A 17,137-nucleotide genomic window follows, 5' to 3' on the forward strand; every position below is an offset into this window, starting at 1 on the left:
GGCACTCAGGCTTTGACGTCGGTGCGCCGACGCACGATGGCGGCGATGACCATGACCAGCAGGGAAAGACCGATCAGCAGCGTCGAGGCGACGGCGATCACGGGGGTGAGATCCTGGCGCAGCGTCGTCCACATCTTCACCGGCAGCGTCTGCAGGCCGGGGCTGGCCATCATCACGCTGAGCACCACTTCGTCCCAGGAAACCAGGAAGGCGAACAGGCCGCCGGCCACCAGGCCCGGGCGGATGGCCGGGAAGGTCACCTTGACGATGGCCTGTAGGCGCGTGGCGCCGCAGATCACCGCGGCATCCTCGATGGACTGATCGAACAGCTTCAGCGAGTTGATGATCGAGATGATGGTGAACGGCAGCGCGACGATCACGTGGCTGACCACGAAGGCGAACAGCGTGCCGGTGTAGCCGAGCTTGAGAAACAGCGCGTACACGGCCACGGCGATGATCACCAGTGGCACGATCATCGGCAGGGTGAACAACGCGTACAGCAGTTCGCGGCCCGGAAATTTTCCGCGCACCAGCGCAAAGGCACTGGGCATGCCGATGGCGACCGCGCAGACGGTCGTCAGTATGGCCACCTTGAGGCTGACCAGCGCCGAGTCCATCCACTGCGCGTTGGAAAAGAACTGCCCGTACCACTTGAACGTCCAGCCCGGTGGGGGGAACACCAGCCACTGCGAGGAGCCGAACGACAGCAGCACGATGAACAGGATCGGCAGCAGCAGGAACACGGCGATCAGCGCGGTGGTCGCGGTCAGGCCGTAGCGCAGGCCACGACCCATGGCATTGGGTGACAGCAGCATGGCGGCTTACCTCGCAGTGCTGGAAGCGACCGGCGATTCCGGTTGCAGCTTCAGGTAGACGTAGAACAGCACCAGCGTGATGAGGATCAGCAAGGCTGCCGCCGCGCTGGCAATGCCCCAGTTAAGGAACGATTGCACCTGCTGGATGATGAATTCGGGCAGCATCATGTTCTGTGCGCCGCCGAGCAGTGCCGGGGTCACGTAGTAACCCAGGGACATCACGAAGACCATCAGGCCGCCGCTAAAAATGCCCGGCCTGCACAACGGCAGGAACACCTTGAAGAAGTTGCGCCACGGGCTGGCGCCGCAGATCGAGCCGGCCTGCAAGACCATCGGATCGATGGCGCTCATGGTCGCCTGCAGTGGCAGCACGATGAACGGAATCATGATGTAGCTCATGCCGATCACCACGCCGGTCAGGTTGTGCACCATCTCCAGCGGCTGATCGATGATGCCCATGGCCATCAACGTCTTGTTCACCACGCCAGAGGACTGCAGCAGCACCAGCCAGGAGTAGGTGCGTGCCAGCAGGCTGGTCCACATCGACAGCAGGACGATATTCAACAGCCAGCGGCCCCAGCCGCGCGGCATCAGGGTGATCGCCCAGGCCAGGGGGAAACCCAGCAGCAGGCTGATTACGGTCACCAGCCCGGCTACCGCGAAGGTGTTGAACAGCACCTTGGAGTAGGCCGAATTGGCGAACAGTTGTGCGTAGTTGCCCAGGCCCGGCTCCGGTTCCAGCACGCCGCGCAGCAGCAGGCCGATCAGCGGCGTCAGGAAGAACAACCCGAGGAACAGCAGGGCCGGCAGCAGGTACGGGGCGCCGCGCCAGCGCGCCGCCCGTTCCGCGTTACCGTCGGCGCTGTCGCGCCGACGGTTTGCTGCACCGACCTCAGGGGTACGGAGCGCGGTCATTTCACTTCACCAGCCATTCGTTCCAGCGGGTGGCGATGTCCGCCCCGTTCTTCGCCCAGTAGGCGTAGTCCAGGGTGATCTGATCGCTCACGTGCGCGGTGGGCAGGTTCGGTGCCAGCACCGAGTCCAGACGTTGCACGCTGTCGACGTTGACCGGCGCGTAGGCGGTGAGGTTGGCGAAGTCGGCCTGGCCCTTGGCGGCACTGGCGTGAGCCAGGAACTTCATGGCCGCGTCCTTGTTCTTGGCGCCCTTGGGGATGACCAGGAAGTCGGCCATGACCAGGTTCTGTTTCCAGCTTGCCGCTACCGGTGCGCCTTCTTCCTGCAAGGCATAGATACGGCCGTTCCAGAACTGCCCCATGCTGACTTCGCCGGAAGCCAGGAGTTGCTGCGACTGCGCGCCGCCGCCCCACCAGACGATGTTTTTCTTGATGGTGTCGAGTTTCTTGAAGGCGCGATCCAGATCCAGCGGGTACAGCTTGTCGGCGGCAACACCGTCAGCCAGCAGGGCCAGCTCGATCACGCCCGGGCTCGGCCACTTGTAGAGGGCGCGTTTGCCGGGGTAGGTCGCGGTATCGAACAGCGCACTCCAGTCTTCCGGCTTCTTGTTGCCGAGGCTGCCCTCGTTGTAGCCGAGCACGAAGGAAAAGAAGAACGAACCGACACCGTGATCGGAGACGAAGCGCGGGTCGATCTTCTCACGCTCGATGACGCCGAAGTCCAGTGGCTCCAGCAGACCTTCGGCTGCAGCGCGCAGGGCGAAGTCGGCTTCCACGTCGACCACATCCCACTGCACGTTGCCGCTTTCGACCATGGCCTTGAGTTTGCCGTAGTCGGTAGGGCCGTCCTGCACCACGATGACGCCGCTGTTCTTGCTGAACGGATCCGCCCAGGCGGCCTTTTGCGCGTCCTGGGTGCTACCGCCCCAGCTCACGAAGTTGACGGTTTCGGCAGCGGCCGAGGTGGCGACTGCTGCACTCAGAATGCTCGCGGCGAGCACCGAGGTCACACCTTTGATAAACACCATCTTGCTTGCCCTCTTTGTTGTGTTTTTTCGCAAGCGAGCGTTGTGCCCGCTTAACCGGAGCAGTGGATCCAGGGGATCTGAATGGCGGCCAATATCGGTGCTGTCTTTGTGGTTTTCCCTTGCGGGGCACACGATAAACTGGCTGGCCTTAGGGATATCATATTATGGTATTCCAAACTTTCCGCAAGCGCTTTGCCGCACTTCTTGTCTCGCTTGCACGACCGGTCATCCGTGGCCTTCGCTCACTCGAAGGGCACGGTCTCCACAACCTCCAGTTCATAGCCGGCAAGACCCGCGTACTTGAGCGGCGGGCCCAGGTGACGCAGCTTGCCGACGCCGAGATCCTGCAGAATCTGTGCCCCGGTGCCGACCTCCGAATAGACCCGTGTCTGGCCACGGTTGAACGGGCGCTGCGGCTGGGTCAGTTGCGGTACGCGTTCGAGCAGCGCCTGGGACGATTCGTGGTTGGCCAGCACCACGACGACGCCCTTGCCGTCGGCAGCGATGCGTTCCAGGGCGGCCCATAGCGTCCAGCTGCGCGGGCCGGTGTATTCGGCGCCGACCAGATCGCGCAGCGGATCGATGGCATGTACGCGCGCCAGGGTCGGCTCGTCGTGGCGGATGTCGCCCATCACCATGGCCATGTGCACACCGCCGGCGATACGGTCTTCATAGGTGATCAGGCGGAACTCGCCGTGCACGGTGGGCAGCTCGCGCTCGCCGATGCGGGTGACCGTGTGCTCGGTGCTCAGGCGGTACTGGATGAGGTCGGCGATGGTGCCTATCCTGATGCCGTGGGACTGGGCGAAGGCCTCCAGCTGCGGGCGGCGGGCCATGCTGCCGTCCTCGTTCATGACTTCGACTATCACCGCAGCCGGGGTCAGGCCGGCCAGCCTGGCCAGATCGCAGCCGGCCTCGGTATGTCCCGCGCGGGTCAGTACACCGCCTTCCTTGGCTCGCAGCGGGAATACATGGCCCGGCTGCACCAAGTCGGCCGCTGTCGCGCCGGACGCAACGGCGGTGAGTACCGTGTGCGCCCGGTCGGCGGCGGAAATACCGGTGGTGATGCCGCTGGCGGCTTCGATGGAAACGGTGAAGGCGGTGGAAAACACGCTACCGTTACTCGGTACCATCTGTTCCAGGCCCAGCCGCTGGCAGTGCTCGTCGGTCAGGGTCAGGCAGATAAGCCCACGTGCTTCACGGGCCATGAAGTTGATCGCCTGAGGCGTACAGAACTGCGCAGCGAGCAGCAGGTCGCCCTCGTTCTCGCGGTCTTCGTCATCGACCAGCAACACCATCTTGCCCTGGCGGAAGTCATCGATGAGTTCACGAATGGGATGGAAGGGCATGGCGGATCTCGTCGGCTGGGTTATTTTAAATTATGGTATACCGTAATACGAAATCAAATTAAAGGAGGTCAATCATGAAGGGTTACTGGATCGCGCACGTGGACGTCACCGACCCCGAGCGCTACGTGGAATACACCAAGCGCGCCCCGGCGGCCTTCGCTGCTTTCGGTGGCAAGTTCCTGGCCCGCGGCGGCCGCTCCGAAGCGCAGGAAGGCCGAGTCACGCCACAACGCAGCGTGGTGATCGAATTCCCCACCTACGATCAGGCCGTGGCTTGCTATCGCTCCGAGGCCTACCAGGAAGCCAGCAGCTACCGGGCCGGCGCCGCGCGCTCGGAAGTGATCATCGTCGAGGGCATGGAGCCCTGAGCGTTTTTGATGATTGAGGGGGGAGACGGTTCAAGGGTGGGCTTTAGCCCACCAAATCGAATATTCGCTAACGCCTTCCGGCGTCTCAGCCTTCTTTGGTGCTGACGATACTGGCGACCAGGCCTGGCTTGCAGTTGATGAACGCCGACGACTGCAGCCAGCGCTTGTCCGGGTAGTACGAAAACATGAATTGGCCGCCCTTGAGGCTGTCTACCACCATGCGCGCAACTTCCGGGCGTACGGCAGGGCAGCCCTGGCTACGGCCGATACGGCCCTGGGTCTTGATCCATGCCGGGTTCACGTAGTCGGCGGGATGAATGACGATGGCGCGCTGGCGGGCAAGGTCATTGAAGCCCGGCTCCAGGCCGTCCATGCGCAGCGAGTAGCCGTGCTTGCCGGTGTAGCTTTCCTGGGTACGGAACAAGCCGATGCTGGACTGATGGCTGCCTTCGGTGTTGGAGAACCGGGTGGCGAAGTTGTCACCGGACTGCTGGCCGTGGGCGACTAGATCATGCAACAGCAGGCGTTTCTTGGTCAGGTCGAAGATCCACAGGCGGCGTTCGCTGGACGGCTTGGAAAAGTCGATGACGGCGAGACGTTGGGCCGGTACGGCACCGTTATTGATGGCGCAACGCATTGCGTCGATGGCATGGTTGAGTACCTTGCGCTTCAACGCCGGTGCTTCGGCAGACAGGCTTTCCAGCAGGGGATCGGGAGCCAGTGTGGCGGCCATCAGGGACGGAACGGGCAATGCTAGGCAAAGAAAGGCTAAGCAAATTCGCTGAATCGTGGTCATCATTTCAAGTCTCTGAGTTTCGGCCATCGATATGTCGAGCCTTCGCCAGACGATGCGGGCACAACAAAGCCCGCGATTCTAGCAGCCGAAATCTTCTGACCCGCGGGCCAATCCGACGGGCTGTCATTCACTCTGTCGTAAATTGGAGCGGCGCTTTGTTTTCTCCCACTTCATCCGCCGCCTGGGCGTTGGCCCTGAGCGCTCCATTGGCACTGGCCGATGGAGCGCCACCCAGCCCCCTCCAAGAGCAGCTCGCCGAACCCAGCCTGACCTGCGTATCGCCCGCCCTGAGCCTTACCGCCAAGGATCGCGAATGGCTGGAGCCCTTCTATCTGCTACGTGGTTCGCAGCCGGTGTGGAGTGAGCAGAACCTGCCGGGGCTGTTCGCCGAGCTGGACGCGCTAGTGGACGATGGCCTTGATCCCCGCGCCTACCATCTGGAGCCGCTGCGTGAGCTGGCAGCGGTCGAGAGTCCATCGCCACGCCTTTCTGCCTGTGTCGAGGTGCTCGCCACCACGGCTTATCTACAGGCATTGCGTGACCTGGCCTATGGGCGTCTGGAGCAGGCCCAGGTCGAGCCACTCTGGGAGCCCGAGAGCATGGCCATGGAGCGGAGCCTGGCGCCGCTGCAGGCGATCGCCCAAGCGGGGTTGAGCAATCCGGCGCAGGCCTTCGAACAGGCCCGCCCGGATTTCGGCCCTTACCGGGACTTGCGTCAGCGCTACGCCGAGCTGCGTCGTCAGGCCTTGCCGCAATGGCTGGCGATTCCGGGCGGAACCCTGTTGCGTCCTGGCGCGGTGGACGGGCGCGTGCCCTTGCTCGAGCAGCGCCTGCAGCTGCATGGCGATCTGTCTCAGGGCGCCCCGGCATTGGTCGCCGAGGAAACGTCGGTGTACTCCACCGCGCTGGTTGAAGCCGTCAAGGCCTTCCAGCGCAACCACCTGCTCAAGCCCGATGGTGTGGTCGGCCCCGGTACGCTGGCCGAGTTGAACCGCTCGGCCAGTGAGCGCATGGATCAGATCCGCATCAATCTGGAGCGCCTGCGCTGGCTGTCCCACGAGATCGAGCCGACCAGCGTACTGATCGACGTGGCTGGCGCCGAAGTGATGTTCCTGCGTGACCATGCGATCGCCTGGCAGGCACGCACCCAGGTTGGCCGCCCGGCCCGGCCGACGCCGTTGCTGCGCTCGCGGATCACTCACCTGACCCTGAACCCGACCTGGACGATTCCACCGACCATCCTGCGCGAGGACAAACTGCCGGAGCTGCGCCGTGATGCGGCCGGCTATCTGGCCGCCAACCATATGCAGGTGATCGATTACGAAGGCAATCCAGTGGATCCGCGTGGCGTCGACTGGGAGCGACCCGGCCGCGTGATGATCCGTCAGTCTGCTGGCGCTCACAGCCCATTGGGCAAAGTGGCGATCCGCTTCCCAAATCCGTTCTCGGTGTACCTGCACGACACGCCGAGCCAGCGGCTGTTCGACAACCTGCCGCGGCTGTTCAGCTCAGGTTGCGTGCGCATCGAGCGGGTAACCGAGCTGGTCGATCAGTTGCTCGCCGAAGCCACCCCAACCGATCGGGCGCGAATCGCCAGGCAGTGGGACAGTGGTCGCACGCTGCGTGCCGATCTGCCGCGCCCGGTGCCTATCCTGATGGCGTACTGGACCGGCTCAGGTCGGCGCCGACGGGCAGGTGCAGTTCCGCCCCGATATCTACGGCCACGACGCTCGCCTGCTCAAGGCGCTGGATGCATCCAACCGGATCTAGGGTGAGCCGCAGTTCGTAGGATGGATCAAGGAGATGAGCGATACCCGGTACTCGGATTTGATGATGCCGGCGCTCTAGGTAGGGTGGACAACGCTCTTTTTGTCCACCATCAAGGCCTCGGATCGGTGGACGGTTAAAGCGTCGTCCACCCTACGAAGACTGCTGATTCAACGGTGTTCGGGCAGGTGCTCGTAGAGGCTGCGGCATACGCCGATGATGTGCTGGTCGAGCAAGGTGACCGCGCGTTCGATGTCCCGGGCGCGGCAGGCGGCGATGATCTCGCGGTGTTCGCGGTCGGCGCGATCCTTGCCTTCGGAGAGGCTCATCTGCAGGCGCAGGTAGCGTTCCAGCTTGTCGTGGATGGAACGGATCAGGCTGACCAGGAACGGCCGCTGCGCCGGTTCATAGAGGCAGGCATGCAGCTCCCAGTTGAGTTCGGCCCAGCGGCCGATGTTGTCCTCGCCGACGAACTCCTCGCAGATGCGCTCGGCGCGGGCGAAGGTGGCTTCGCTCATGTTGGGAATCGCCAGGCGCAGTACCTTGTCCTCAAGGAGGATGCGCACCTCGAACATCTGCGCCAGCTCCGGCTCGGAGATGCGTGTGACCACAGCCCCCTTGTTGCGCTGGAAGACCACCAGTCCCTCGGCCTCCAGACGCTTGAGCGCCTCGCGCACGGGGATCTTGCTGACGTTGAACAGCTTGGCGATGTCGTCCTGACGCACCGGTTCGTCTTCGGCGAAGTGGCCGGCGACGATGGCATCGCGCAGGTGCTTGGTGATCACCTCGGAGGCAGACGGAGTGATGCCTAGGTTGGGGGCGTTCAGGGGAGGTAATGGCACGCTACGGCACCCATTGTGTGAGGGTTTTGGATATCTTATACGAAATCCCTACAGTGAATTGCTCGCTCCGCTGAATTGCTCCGCCAAAGCGCCAATCTGCGTGCGCTCGTTACGCACGAAATTGAAGAAAGCCTGGGCCACCGGCGACAGGTATTTACCCCGCGGGTGCACCACGCACCAGCTGCGCAGCAGCGGCAGTTCGGCCACCGGCAATTCGCGCAACACGCCCAATTGCAGTTCGCGGCGTACCGCATGGCGCGGTATCAGTGCCAGACCCAGCCCGGCAATCACGCCTTCGCGCTGCCCTTCCATGGAGCCGACTTCCTGCAACTGGGCAAAATGCGCACGTTTCTGGTGGCAGTACTCCTCGCAAGCTCGCCGCGTGCCCGAGCCAGGCTCACGCACCAGCAATGGCCAGGCGCATAGATCCTGCAACTGCAACGATTGTGCCTGGCTCAGCGGGTGATCCGGAGGCGCCACGGCGATGATTGGATTGTTCAGGAAGGGCAGGAACTCTAGGGACATATCCGCCGGCACCTGCGACATGATCAGCAGATCGTCGCGGTTGGCACTCAGGCGTCTGACCGCTTGGGCGTGATTGACCACGGTCAGTTGCAGGCTGACCTCCGGGTGCTCGCGGCGGAAGGCGGCGAACAGGTGCGGCATGAAGTACTTGGCGCTGGATTCGATGGCCAGGCTCAACTGGCCCTGCAGCGAGCCCTTGAGATCGGCCAGCTGCATGTCCAGGCTTTCCAGGCGCCCGAAGATGTCCTCGCTGGCGCGCTGCAGCGCTTCCGCTGCTTCGGTCAGGTACAGCTTCTTGCCAACGTAATCGAACAGCGGCTGATCGAGCAGCTCTTCGAGCTGGCGAATCTGCAGGCTCACGGCTGGCTGAGTCAGTGCCATTTCCTCGGCTGCGCGGCTGTAGGAGCGGTTGTCGCATACCGAGCGAAACACCTGAAGTTGGCGAAAGGTCATGCGTAACAATGACTTGCGAATTTTCTTCACCACTCGAGTGGATTCTTGTTCGCTAAGCATAAGTTTTTACTTATGCACAACCCAATAAATATTGATTTTGGTTAATTGTTACAGCGGCGTAGGGTTGCTCATAAGGCCGGGCGGACATATCCGGTCATATCTCGACCTCAAGGGGTCGCCTGTTCACGTGATCGAGGATGCTGGCTCGTGATCAAGAAAATCCTGATAGCCAATCGTGGCGAGATTGCCGTCCGCATCGTGCGGGCTTGCGCCGAGATGAACATTCGTTCGGTGGCCATCTATTCGGACGCCGACCGCCAGGCGCTGCACGTCAAGCGTGCCGACGAGGCCTACGGTATTGGTGATGATCCGCTGGCGGGCTACCTGAACCCGCGCAAGCTGGTGAACCTGGCCGTGGAAACCGGCTGCGATGCGCTGCACCCCGGCTATGGCTTTCTCTCCGAGAATGCCGAGCTGGCGGAAATCTGCGCCTCGCGGGGTATCAAGTTCATCGGCCCGAGCGCCGAGGTCATCCGCCGTATGGGTGACAAGACCGAAGCCCGGCGCAGCATGATCAAGGCCGGTGTGCCGGTGACGCCGGGCACCGAGGGCAACGTGGCGGATATCGCCGAAGCGCTGCTCGAAGGTGACCGCATCGGTTACCCGGTGATGCTCAAGGCCACCTCCGGTGGCGGTGGTCGGGGCATCCGTCGCTGCAACAGCCGCGAGGAACTGGAGCAGGCCTTTCCCCGGGTGATCTCCGAGGCCACCAAAGCCTTTGGCTCGGCCGAGGTGTTCCTGGAGAAGTGCATCGTCAACCCGAAGCATATCGAGGCGCAGATTCTCGGCGACAGCTTCGGCAACGTGGTGCACCTGTTCGAGCGCGACTGCTCGATTCAGCGGCGCAACCAGAAGCTCATCGAAATCGCCCCCAGCCCGCAGCTGACCCCTGAGCAGCGCGCCTACATCGGCGACATGGCGGTGCGTGCTGCCCAGGCGGTCGGTTACGAGAACGCCGGTACCGTGGAGTTCCTGCTCGCCGAGGGCGAGGTGTACTTCATGGAGATGAACACCCGGGTGCAGGTGGAACACACCATCACCGAGGAAATCACCGGCATCGACATCGTTCGCGAGCAGATTCGCATCGCCTCCGGCCTGCCGCTGTCGATCAAGCAGGAAGATATCCAGTACCGCGGCTTCGCCCTGCAATTCCGGATCAACGCCGAAGACCCGCGCAACAACTTCCTGCCATCGTTCGGCAAGATCACCCGCTACTACGCGCCTGGCGGCCCGGGCGTGCGCACCGACACGGCGATCTACACGGGCTACACCATTCCGCCGTATTACGACTCCATGTGCCTGAAGCTGGTCGTCTGGGCGCTCACCTGGGAAGAGGCCCTGGCCCGTGGCGCGCGTGCTCTGGACGACATGCGCGTGCAGGGTGTGAAGACCACCGCCACCTACTACCAGCAGATTCTCGCCAACGACGAATTTCGCAGTGGGCGCTTCAACACCAGCTTCGTCGACAACCATCCCGAGCTGCTGAACTACTCGATCAAACGCAAGCCGGGCGAACTGGCCCTGGCCATCGCCGCCGCCATCGCCGCCCATGCCGGCCTGTGAGGAACACACCATGACAAGAAAGATCACGGTTACCGACACCATCCTGCGCGACGCCCATCAGTCCCTGCTGGCCACCCGCATGCGCACCGAAGACATGCTGCCGATCTGCGACAAGCTCGACAAGGTTGGCTACTGGTCGCTGGAAGTCTGGGGCGGCGCGACGTTCGACGCCTGCGTGCGCTTCCTCAAGGAGGATCCGTGGGAGCGTCTGCGCGAGCTGCGCGCGGCATTGCCCAACACTCGCCTGCAGATGCTCCTGCGCGGGCAGAATCTGCTCGGCTATCGCCATTACAGCGATGACGTGGTCAGCGCCTTCGTTGCCAAGGCGGCGGAGAATGGCATCGATGTGTTCCGCATCTTCGATGCCATGAACGACGTGCGCAACCTGCGCGTCGCCATCGAAGCGGTGAAGACCGCCGGCAAACACGCCCAGGGCACCATCGCCTACACCACCAGCCCGGTGCACACCGTCGATGCCTTCGTCGCCCAGGGCAAGGCCATGCAGGCCATGGGCATCGACTCCATCGCCATCAAGGACATGGCCGGTCTGCTCACGCCGTACGCCACGGCCGATCTGGTCAAGGCGCTGAAGGCCGAGATCGATCTGCCGGTATTTATCCACAGCCACGACACCGCGGGCCTGGGCTCGATGTGCCAGCTCAAGGCCATCGAGGCGGGCGCCGACCATATCGACACGGCGATCTCCAGCTTCGCCTGGGGCACTAGCCATCCCGGTACCGAGTCGATGGTCGCCGCGCTCAAGGGCAGTGAATACGACACGGGCCTGGATCTCTCGCTGATCCAGGAGATCGGCATGTACTTCCACGCGGTGCGCAAGAAGTACCACCAGTTCGAAAGCGAATTCACCGCCGTCGACACCCGGGTGCAGGTCAATCAGGTACCGGGCGGGATGATTTCCAACCTGGCCAACCAGCTCAAGGAACAGGGCGCGCTGAACCGCATGAACGAAGTGCTGGCGGAGATTCCGCGGGTGCGCGAAGACCTCGGCTTTCCGCCGCTGGTCACGCCCACTTCGCAGATCGTCGGCACCCAGGCGTTCTTCAACGTGCTCGCTGGCGAGCGCTACAAGACTATCACCAACGAGGTGAAGCTCTACCTGCAGGGCGGCTACGGCCAGGCGCCGGGCAAGGTCAACGAGACGCTGCGCAAGCAGGCCATCGGCAATGAAGAGGTGATCGACGTGCGCCCCGCCGATCTGCTCAAGCCGGAGATGGACAAGCTGCGCGGGCAGATCGGCGACCTGGCCAAGTCCGAAGAGGACGTGCTGACCTTCGCCATGTTCCCGGACATCGGCCGCAAGTTTCTCGAGGAGCGCGAAGCCGGCAGCCTGCAACCGGAGGTGTTGCTGCCGATTCCCGATGGCAGCGGCGTGGCGGCGGTGGGCGGCGCGGGGGTGCCCACCGAGTTCATCATCGACGTGCATGGCGAAAGCTATCGCGTGGATATCACCGGCGTCGGCGTCAAGGGCGAGGGCAAGCGACACTTCTACCTGTCCATCGACGGCATGCCCGAAGAAGTGGTGTTCGAAGCGCTCAACGACTACGTCGCCGGTGGTACCGGCAGCAAGCGCCGCACCGCCAGTGCGCCGGGTGACGTGAGCACCAGCATGCCGGGCAACATCGTCGACGTGCTGGTCAAGGAGGGCGATACCGTGAAGGCAGGGCAGGCCGTGCTGATCACCGAAGCGATGAAAATGGAGACCGAAGTGCAGGCGCCTATCGCCGGCACCGTCAAGGCTGTGCATGTGGCCAAGGGCGACCGTGTCAACCCAGGCGAGGTGTTGATCGAAGTCGAAGCCTGATTGCCCAACGTTTACCTCTGGGGGCCGCAAGGCCCCTTTTTTTGCCCGGCATTTGCCGCAGCTATCGCACTTTTCATATTTGCCTTGTTCATATCGGCGCAGTCGCTTGCGTTGGCCCAGCTGCTTTGGCATATAGCGGCTGCGTTCGTACCGCGTCGCTTCGGGTTCGCCGGAGCTTTGCGCTTTCAACCGTCGCTCCTGAAGGGCGAGGTCAACCCTGATAGGGATATTTCATGCTCCGTCGCTGCTGTTTCCTCATGCTGTTGCTCAGCCTGGCTGCCTGCTCCAATGGCCGCAAAATCGACTATTCCCAGGCGTATCCCGAGGTGCCGCAAACCTTCGCCAAGTCCGTCGAGGTGCAGGTGATTGATGAGCGTCCCTATGTACTGTCCGGTAACAAGAAGGGCCATTTCGTCGGCTTGATCCGCGGCAGCTATTACATCCCCTATGACGTCAACACCCGTTCTGGCGAGCCGCTGGCGCAGGAATTGCAGAAGTCCTTGCTGGGAGGCTTCGAGCGCAAAGGCGTCAAGGCCCTCGCCGTCGATAGCGAGGTAAGCCAGGCGTCATCCGCCGATGCCATGCTGTTGTCGATTCGCGTGCGTGAATGGAAGAGCGAGAGCTTCATGGGTGTGGTGCTGACCCACGCGCTGACTGCCGACGTGTTCGATAGCCGCGGTCAGCGCCTGGCCTCGGTGCCGCTGCAAGGCTCGTCCACCGTTTATGACTTCACCGATTCCGGCAAGACCATCCTCTCCAGCGTGCTGACCCAGCAGACTGTGCAGAAGGCCTTGAATGGCGAGCAGGTCGAAGTCGTCGAGGCAGCCGAGATCAAGGAAGGTTCGGTACGCCGCGACCCGGCCGGGTTGTTCACCCCGCCGGCTGCCCGCGACGAAGTGTACTGAGCACGTAGTACCTGCGGCGCGGCTAGGCGTTCATGATTGCTGAGCCGCCGCTGACCATTGGGCTGGGTTAGCACATCGCGCGGCTGGCATTCGTTGTAGCGCGGTGTCATAACCCTCTCAGGAATCGGTCTAACGATCAGCCAGCCCAGGCGCTCGGGGCAGGCTACAATGGCCGACCGTTTCAATTGGTTATTCGAAGGTCTATATGAATCTCTCCATTCCTGCAGCGGCGCCGGCCAATCGTCCGGGCACGCCGCTGGTTGCCGTGGCGTTGCTGCTGGCTGGCGCCCTGGCGCTCACCTTCGCGGTGAGTGGCCGTCAGGCGTTGCTGTTCATCGTCGGTGGTGCGCTGGGCCTAGTGCTCTATCACGCTGCATTCGGCTTCACCTCGGCATGGCGCGTGCTGCTCAACGAGCGCCGTGGCGCCGGCCTGCGTGCGCAGATGGTGATGCTGGCGATTGCCGTGCTGCTGTTCTTCCCGGCGCTGTCGGCGGGCACGTTGTTCGGTGAGCCGGTCAAGGGGCTGGTGGCGCCGGCAGGTACCTCGGTGATCGTCGGCGCTTTCATCTTCGGTATCGGCATGCAGCTGGGCGGCGGTTGTGCGTCCGGCACGCTGTTCACCGTAGGCGGCGGCAACGCGCGGATGCTGGTGACGCTGCTGTTCTTCATCATCGGTGGCGTGGGCGCGACTCATCACCTGGAGTGGTGGTCGGCCCTGCCGAGCCTGCCACCGACCTCGATTGTGACCAGCCTGGGATTGCTGCCGGCACTGCTGGTCAGCCTCGGGTTGTTCGCGGCCATTGCGGCGATCAGCATCCGTCTGGAGCGCGCCCGGCATGGCAGCCTGGAACGCGCGGCGCCAAGTCAGCAGCAAGGCTGGCAGCGTTTCCTGCGCGGCCCCTGGCCGCTGATCTGGGGCGCAGTGCTGCTGGCGCTGCTCAACTTTGCCACCCTGGCTCTGGCCGGTCGCCCGTGGGGCATCACCTCGGCGTTCGCGTTGTGGGGCGCCAAGGTGCTGCAAGGCGGCGGGGTGGATGTGGCCGCCTGGGCGTTCTGGCAGCAACCGGGCAATGCCCAGGCGCTGGCTGCGCCGCTGTGGGAAGACATCACTACGGTGATGGATATCGGCATCGTCGTCGGCGCACTGCTGGCCGCTGGGCTGGCCGGGCGCTTCGCGCCGAACCTGAACATTCCGCTGCGTTCGCTGATCGCCGCGGTGATCGGTGGCCTGCTGCTCGGCTACGGCTCGCGTCTGGCTTATGGTTGCAACATCGGCGCTTACTTCAGCGGCATCGCCTCCGGCAGCCTGCACGGTTGGCTGTGGCTGGTGGCGGCGTTTATCGGCAATGGCGTGGGCGTTCGCCTGCGGCCGTTCTTCTTCCCCGGCGAACGTCGCGAGGCGAAGCTGACGGGATGCTGATGGCCAGCCGCGCAAGGTCAGCCGCGCTGCTTGTTGGCGTGTTGCTGACCGTTGCATTGAGCGGCTGCCAATCCCCGCTGCAACAGCTCGACGAGTTGGCGGGCGAGCAGGGCCAGCGTTTGCAAACCCTCGACCTCAAGCCCTTCCCCTTGCTCCTCAGCGCGCCGAACAATGCTGTGTCCGCGTCGCGCCTCCGGGTTTATCTGGAGGGTGACGGCCATGCCTGGGCCACGCGTTCGCAACCCAGCCTTGATCCTTCTCCCCGCGATCTGCTGGTGGCGCGGCTGGCGTTCAGCGACCCAACGCCGAGCCTGTACCTGGCGCGGCCCTGTCAGTTCGTACGCAGCGCTGCCTGCGAAACCGGGCTGTGGACGGATCGGCGCTTTGGCCGCGAGGTGTTGGCCAGCCTCGACGGTGCCCTCGATCTGATCAAGGCGCGCTACGGCAACCGAGACTTCGAACTGGTCGGTTACTCCGGCGGAGCGCCGCTGGCCTTGTTGTTGGCGGCGCGCCGCGACGATATTGCCGTAGTGCAGACCCTGGCCGGCAACCTGAGCCCGCGCTATTGGGCACAGTTGCAGCAATTGAGCGCGCTGAACGGTTCGCTGGAGCCGCTGGACGACCGCGAGCGGTTGGCGCAGGTCGCGCAGCGTCACTTGGTGGGTAGCGAGGATCGCGTGGTGCCCGCCGAAGTGCTGCGCCATTACCTCGATGGGCTTGGCGAAGCGCGATGCGTGGAAGTCGTGAGCTTGGCTCAGGTGTCGCACCGCGACGGTTGGGCGCCCGCCTGGGCGCAGTGGCGCCAGCAACCGCTGAACTGCGCCGAATGATCTCTGGCGAAGGCCGGTCAGGCGAGGCGAACGCCTGATTCAGTGCACCGCAGCAGCGAAATTCCCCGTTTTTTTCAGCCCTTTCGTGGGCAAGTTGTTATAGCCTTGCCGTCCTGGCAACAATCGGCTCTGTCGCAATTGATTGATTCGCCTCATGATTTGTTACGACCCTGGCGTTCGTAACGATGTCACCCAACGCTGCACGGCCGCCTGTGCGTTCATCTCTTGGCAACAGCGCTCTACCAGCTCTGGCGCCGTTCCTGCCGGCCACGAGCCGCACTGGATAGAACAACAAGGACATCCTCGATGGAACAACTTCTCGCAGTGCTTTCTGCCATCAACGGCTTTATCTGGGGCCCGTTTCTGCTCATCCCCTTGTTGCTGCTCACCGGTCTGTACCTGACCGTCCGTTTGCGTGGCATTCAGTTTCGTGTACTCGGCCATGCCTTCTGGTTGGCCTTCGTCAAACGTAAGGAAAAGGGTGATGTCCCCGGTGACGTCTCTCACTATCAGGCGCTGGCCACCTCACTGGCGGCGACCATCGGTGTAGGCAATATCGCCGGGGTGGCGACCGCTATCGGCATCGGCGGCCCGGGCGCGTTGTTCTGGATGTGGATGACCGGTTTGGTCGGCATGGCGACCAAGTATTCCGAAGCCCTGCTGGGCGTGAAGTACCGGGTGACCGACGCCAAGGGCGAGCAGAGCGGCGGGCCAATGTACTACCTGACCCGCGGTGTCGGCGGCACTCTGGGCAAGACGCTGGGTATCGCCTTTGCCATCTTCGGTGCAATCGCTTCGTTCGGGATCGGCAACATGGTGCAGGCCAACACCGCAGCCCATCAGCTTTATGACACCTGGGGCATTTCGCCGACCATCAGCGGCCTGGTGCTGGCGATCGGCACGGCGGTGGTGATAATCGGGGGGATCAAGAGCATCGGACGTTTCGCCGCGGGCGTGGTGCCGGTGATGATCGTCCTGTACATCATCAGCAACGTCGCGGTGCTGGTGGTGTTCGCCGACCGTCTGCCGGACGCCATCGTACTGGTGTTCACCGATGCCTTCAGCGGTAGCGCGGCGGCCGGTGGTTTTCTCGGTTCGAGCATCATTCTGGCCGTGCAGATGGGCGTGGCGCGCGGCATCTTCTCCAACGAATCGGGCCTGGGTACCGGCGCCATCGCCGCGGCCGCAGCGAAGACCGACAAGCCGGTGCGGCAGGCCATGGTCTCGATGACCCAGACCTTCCTCGACACTCTGGTGATGGTGACCTTCACCGCCATGGCGATCATCGTTACCGGCGCCTGGACGCAGGAAGGTCTCAAGGGGGCGCCGATGACAGCCTGGGCGCTGGAGCAGGGGCTGGGTGGCGGCTGGGGCATCTACACGGTGACCATCGGCGTGCTGGTGTACGCCTTCACCACTATTCTCGGCTGGTCGTACTACGGCGAGCGCTGCATGGAGCGGCTGATGGGCCGCGTTGCGGTGATGCCGTATCGGCTGATCTTCTCGATGGTGGTGTTCGTCGGCGCAGTGACGTCGCTGGAGGTGGTGTGGACCTTCTCCGATATCGCCAACGGCCTGATGGCGCTGCCCAACCTGATCGGCCTGTTGTTGCTCTCCGGTATCGTGGTCAAGGAAACTCGCGATTACATGAGCCGCAAGAACTGGAAGACCGAGGACTGA

The 17,137-nt window shown here is 63.3% G+C and carries 15 protein-coding genes; 8 read left to right on the forward strand and 7 right to left on the reverse strand.

Annotated elements, in window-relative coordinates; genetic code table 11:
• Positions 1-5 precede the first annotated feature (5 nt).
• From ACZ0AI_RS18690 to ribBA, 4 genes are all read right to left on the reverse strand, one after another.
• Positions 6-815 (reverse strand): ABC transporter permease, encoded by an 810-nt coding sequence (locus ACZ0AI_RS18690; protein ID WP_463563155.1) that lies wholly within the window; start codon positions 813-815, stop codon positions 6-8.
• A gap of 6 nt (positions 816-821) precedes the next feature.
• A complete protein-coding gene (locus ACZ0AI_RS18695) occupies positions 822-1,730 on the reverse strand; it encodes an ABC transporter permease (protein ID WP_042553444.1) in 909 nt (302 codons plus the stop codon).
• A gap of 1 nt (position 1,731) precedes the next feature.
• A complete protein-coding gene (locus ACZ0AI_RS18700) occupies positions 1,732-2,757 on the reverse strand; it encodes an ABC transporter substrate-binding protein (RefSeq protein WP_463563156.1) in 1,026 nt (341 codons plus the stop codon).
• 242 nt (positions 2,758-2,999) lie between these two features.
• Positions 3,000-4,106: a bifunctional 3,4-dihydroxy-2-butanone-4-phosphate synthase/GTP cyclohydrolase II gene (ribBA, locus tag ACZ0AI_RS18705; protein WP_463563157.1), complete on the reverse strand. Its 1,107-nt coding sequence runs from the start codon at positions 4,104-4,106 to the stop codon at positions 3,000-3,002.
• 74 nt (positions 4,107-4,180) lie between these two features.
• Between ribBA and ACZ0AI_RS18710 the strand changes: the two genes are divergently transcribed.
• The gene (locus tag ACZ0AI_RS18710) at positions 4,181-4,474 is read left to right on the forward strand and encodes a DUF1330 domain-containing protein (protein ID WP_463563158.1); all 294 of its coding nucleotides are present in this window, start codon (positions 4,181-4,183) and stop codon (positions 4,472-4,474) included.
• Between the two features lie 85 nt (positions 4,475-4,559).
• Here the strand turns inward: ACZ0AI_RS18710 and ACZ0AI_RS18715 are convergent, their stop codons facing one another.
• On the reverse strand, positions 4,560-5,273 hold the full coding sequence (locus ACZ0AI_RS18715) for a murein L,D-transpeptidase catalytic domain family protein (protein WP_463563159.1): 714 nt from the start codon (positions 5,271-5,273) through the stop codon (positions 4,560-4,562).
• Between the two features lie 152 nt (positions 5,274-5,425).
• Here ACZ0AI_RS18715 and ACZ0AI_RS18720 point away from each other — a divergent pair, with 152 nt between their 5' ends.
• Positions 5,426-7,045: a L,D-transpeptidase family protein gene (locus ACZ0AI_RS18720; RefSeq protein WP_463563160.1), complete on the forward strand. Its 1,620-nt coding sequence runs from the start codon at positions 5,426-5,428 to the stop codon at positions 7,043-7,045.
• A 162-nt stretch (positions 7,046-7,207) separates the two neighbouring features.
• Here ACZ0AI_RS18720 and ACZ0AI_RS18725 read toward each other — a convergent pair whose 3' ends face one another.
• Both ACZ0AI_RS18725 and ACZ0AI_RS18730 read right to left on the reverse strand, forming a co-directional pair.
• Positions 7,208-7,879, reverse strand: a complete 672-nt coding sequence (locus tag ACZ0AI_RS18725) for a GntR family transcriptional regulator (protein WP_463563161.1) — start codon at positions 7,877-7,879, stop codon at positions 7,208-7,210.
• A 48-nt stretch (positions 7,880-7,927) separates the two neighbouring features.
• The gene (locus ACZ0AI_RS18730; RefSeq protein ID WP_463565974.1) at positions 7,928-8,878 is read right to left on the reverse strand and encodes a LysR family transcriptional regulator; all 951 of its coding nucleotides are present in this window, start codon (positions 8,876-8,878) and stop codon (positions 7,928-7,930) included.
• A 186-nt stretch (positions 8,879-9,064) separates the two neighbouring features.
• On the opposite strand from ACZ0AI_RS18730, the gene ACZ0AI_RS18735 reads away from it, so the two are divergent.
• From ACZ0AI_RS18735 to ACZ0AI_RS18760, 6 genes are all read left to right on the forward strand, one after another.
• Positions 9,065-10,480, forward strand: a complete 1,416-nt coding sequence (locus ACZ0AI_RS18735; protein WP_463563162.1) for an acetyl-CoA carboxylase biotin carboxylase subunit — start codon at positions 9,065-9,067, stop codon at positions 10,478-10,480.
• A gap of 10 nt (positions 10,481-10,490) precedes the next feature.
• On the forward strand, positions 10,491-12,302 hold the full coding sequence (gene oadA, locus ACZ0AI_RS18740; protein WP_463563163.1) for a sodium-extruding oxaloacetate decarboxylase subunit alpha: 1,812 nt from the start codon (positions 10,491-10,493) through the stop codon (positions 12,300-12,302).
• A 233-nt stretch (positions 12,303-12,535) separates the two neighbouring features.
• Entirely contained in the window at positions 12,536-13,207 is a 672-nt protein-coding gene (locus ACZ0AI_RS18745) for a hypothetical protein (RefSeq protein WP_463563164.1), read from the forward strand.
• A gap of 205 nt (positions 13,208-13,412) precedes the next feature.
• Positions 13,413-14,627 (forward strand): YeeE/YedE family protein, encoded by a 1,215-nt coding sequence (locus tag ACZ0AI_RS18750; RefSeq protein ID WP_463563165.1) that lies wholly within the window; start codon positions 13,413-13,415, stop codon positions 14,625-14,627.
• Positions 14,621-15,457: an alpha/beta hydrolase gene (locus ACZ0AI_RS18755; RefSeq protein ID WP_463563166.1), complete on the forward strand. Its 837-nt coding sequence runs from the start codon at positions 14,621-14,623 to the stop codon at positions 15,455-15,457. Before ACZ0AI_RS18750 ends, ACZ0AI_RS18755 begins: the two co-directional genes overlap by 7 nt.
• A 306-nt stretch (positions 15,458-15,763) precedes the next feature.
• Positions 15,764-17,137 (forward strand): alanine/glycine:cation symporter family protein, encoded by a 1,374-nt coding sequence (locus ACZ0AI_RS18760; protein WP_463566175.1) that lies wholly within the window; start codon positions 15,764-15,766, stop codon positions 17,135-17,137.

This window comes from Pseudomonas sp. AC355 (genome assembly GCF_979258205.1).

Excerpts from the sequence above, each read along its gene's own strand:
- ACZ0AI_RS18690 (WP_463563155.1), bottom strand. The coding sequence starts at position 815 with ATGCTGCTGTCACCCAATGCCATGGGTCGTGGCCTGCGCTACGGCCTG.
- ACZ0AI_RS18715 (WP_463563159.1), bottom strand. The coding sequence starts at position 5,273 with ATGATGACCACGATTCAGCGAATTTGCTTAGCCTTTCTTTGCCTAGCA.
- ACZ0AI_RS18760 (WP_463566175.1), top strand. The coding sequence starts at position 15,764 with ATGGAACAACTTCTCGCAGTGCTTTCTGCCATCAACGGCTTTATCTGG.
- ribBA (WP_463563157.1), bottom strand. The coding sequence starts at position 4,106 with ATGCCCTTCCATCCCATTCGTGAACTCATCGATGACTTCCGCCAGGGC.
- ACZ0AI_RS18745 (WP_463563164.1), top strand. The coding sequence starts at position 12,536 with ATGCTCCGTCGCTGCTGTTTCCTCATGCTGTTGCTCAGCCTGGCTGCC.
- ACZ0AI_RS18710 (WP_463563158.1), top strand. The coding sequence starts at position 4,181 with ATGAAGGGTTACTGGATCGCGCACGTGGACGTCACCGACCCCGAGCGC.
- ACZ0AI_RS18750 (WP_463563165.1), top strand. The coding sequence starts at position 13,413 with ATGAATCTCTCCATTCCTGCAGCGGCGCCGGCCAATCGTCCGGGCACG.
- ACZ0AI_RS18695 (WP_042553444.1), bottom strand. The coding sequence starts at position 1,730 with ATGACCGCGCTCCGTACCCCTGAGGTCGGTGCAGCAAACCGTCGGCGC.
- ACZ0AI_RS18755 (WP_463563166.1), top strand. The coding sequence starts at position 14,621 with ATGCTGATGGCCAGCCGCGCAAGGTCAGCCGCGCTGCTTGTTGGCGTG.
- oadA (WP_463563163.1), top strand. The coding sequence starts at position 10,491 with ATGACAAGAAAGATCACGGTTACCGACACCATCCTGCGCGACGCCCAT.
- ACZ0AI_RS18700 (WP_463563156.1), bottom strand. The coding sequence starts at position 2,757 with ATGGTGTTTATCAAAGGTGTGACCTCGGTGCTCGCCGCGAGCATTCTG.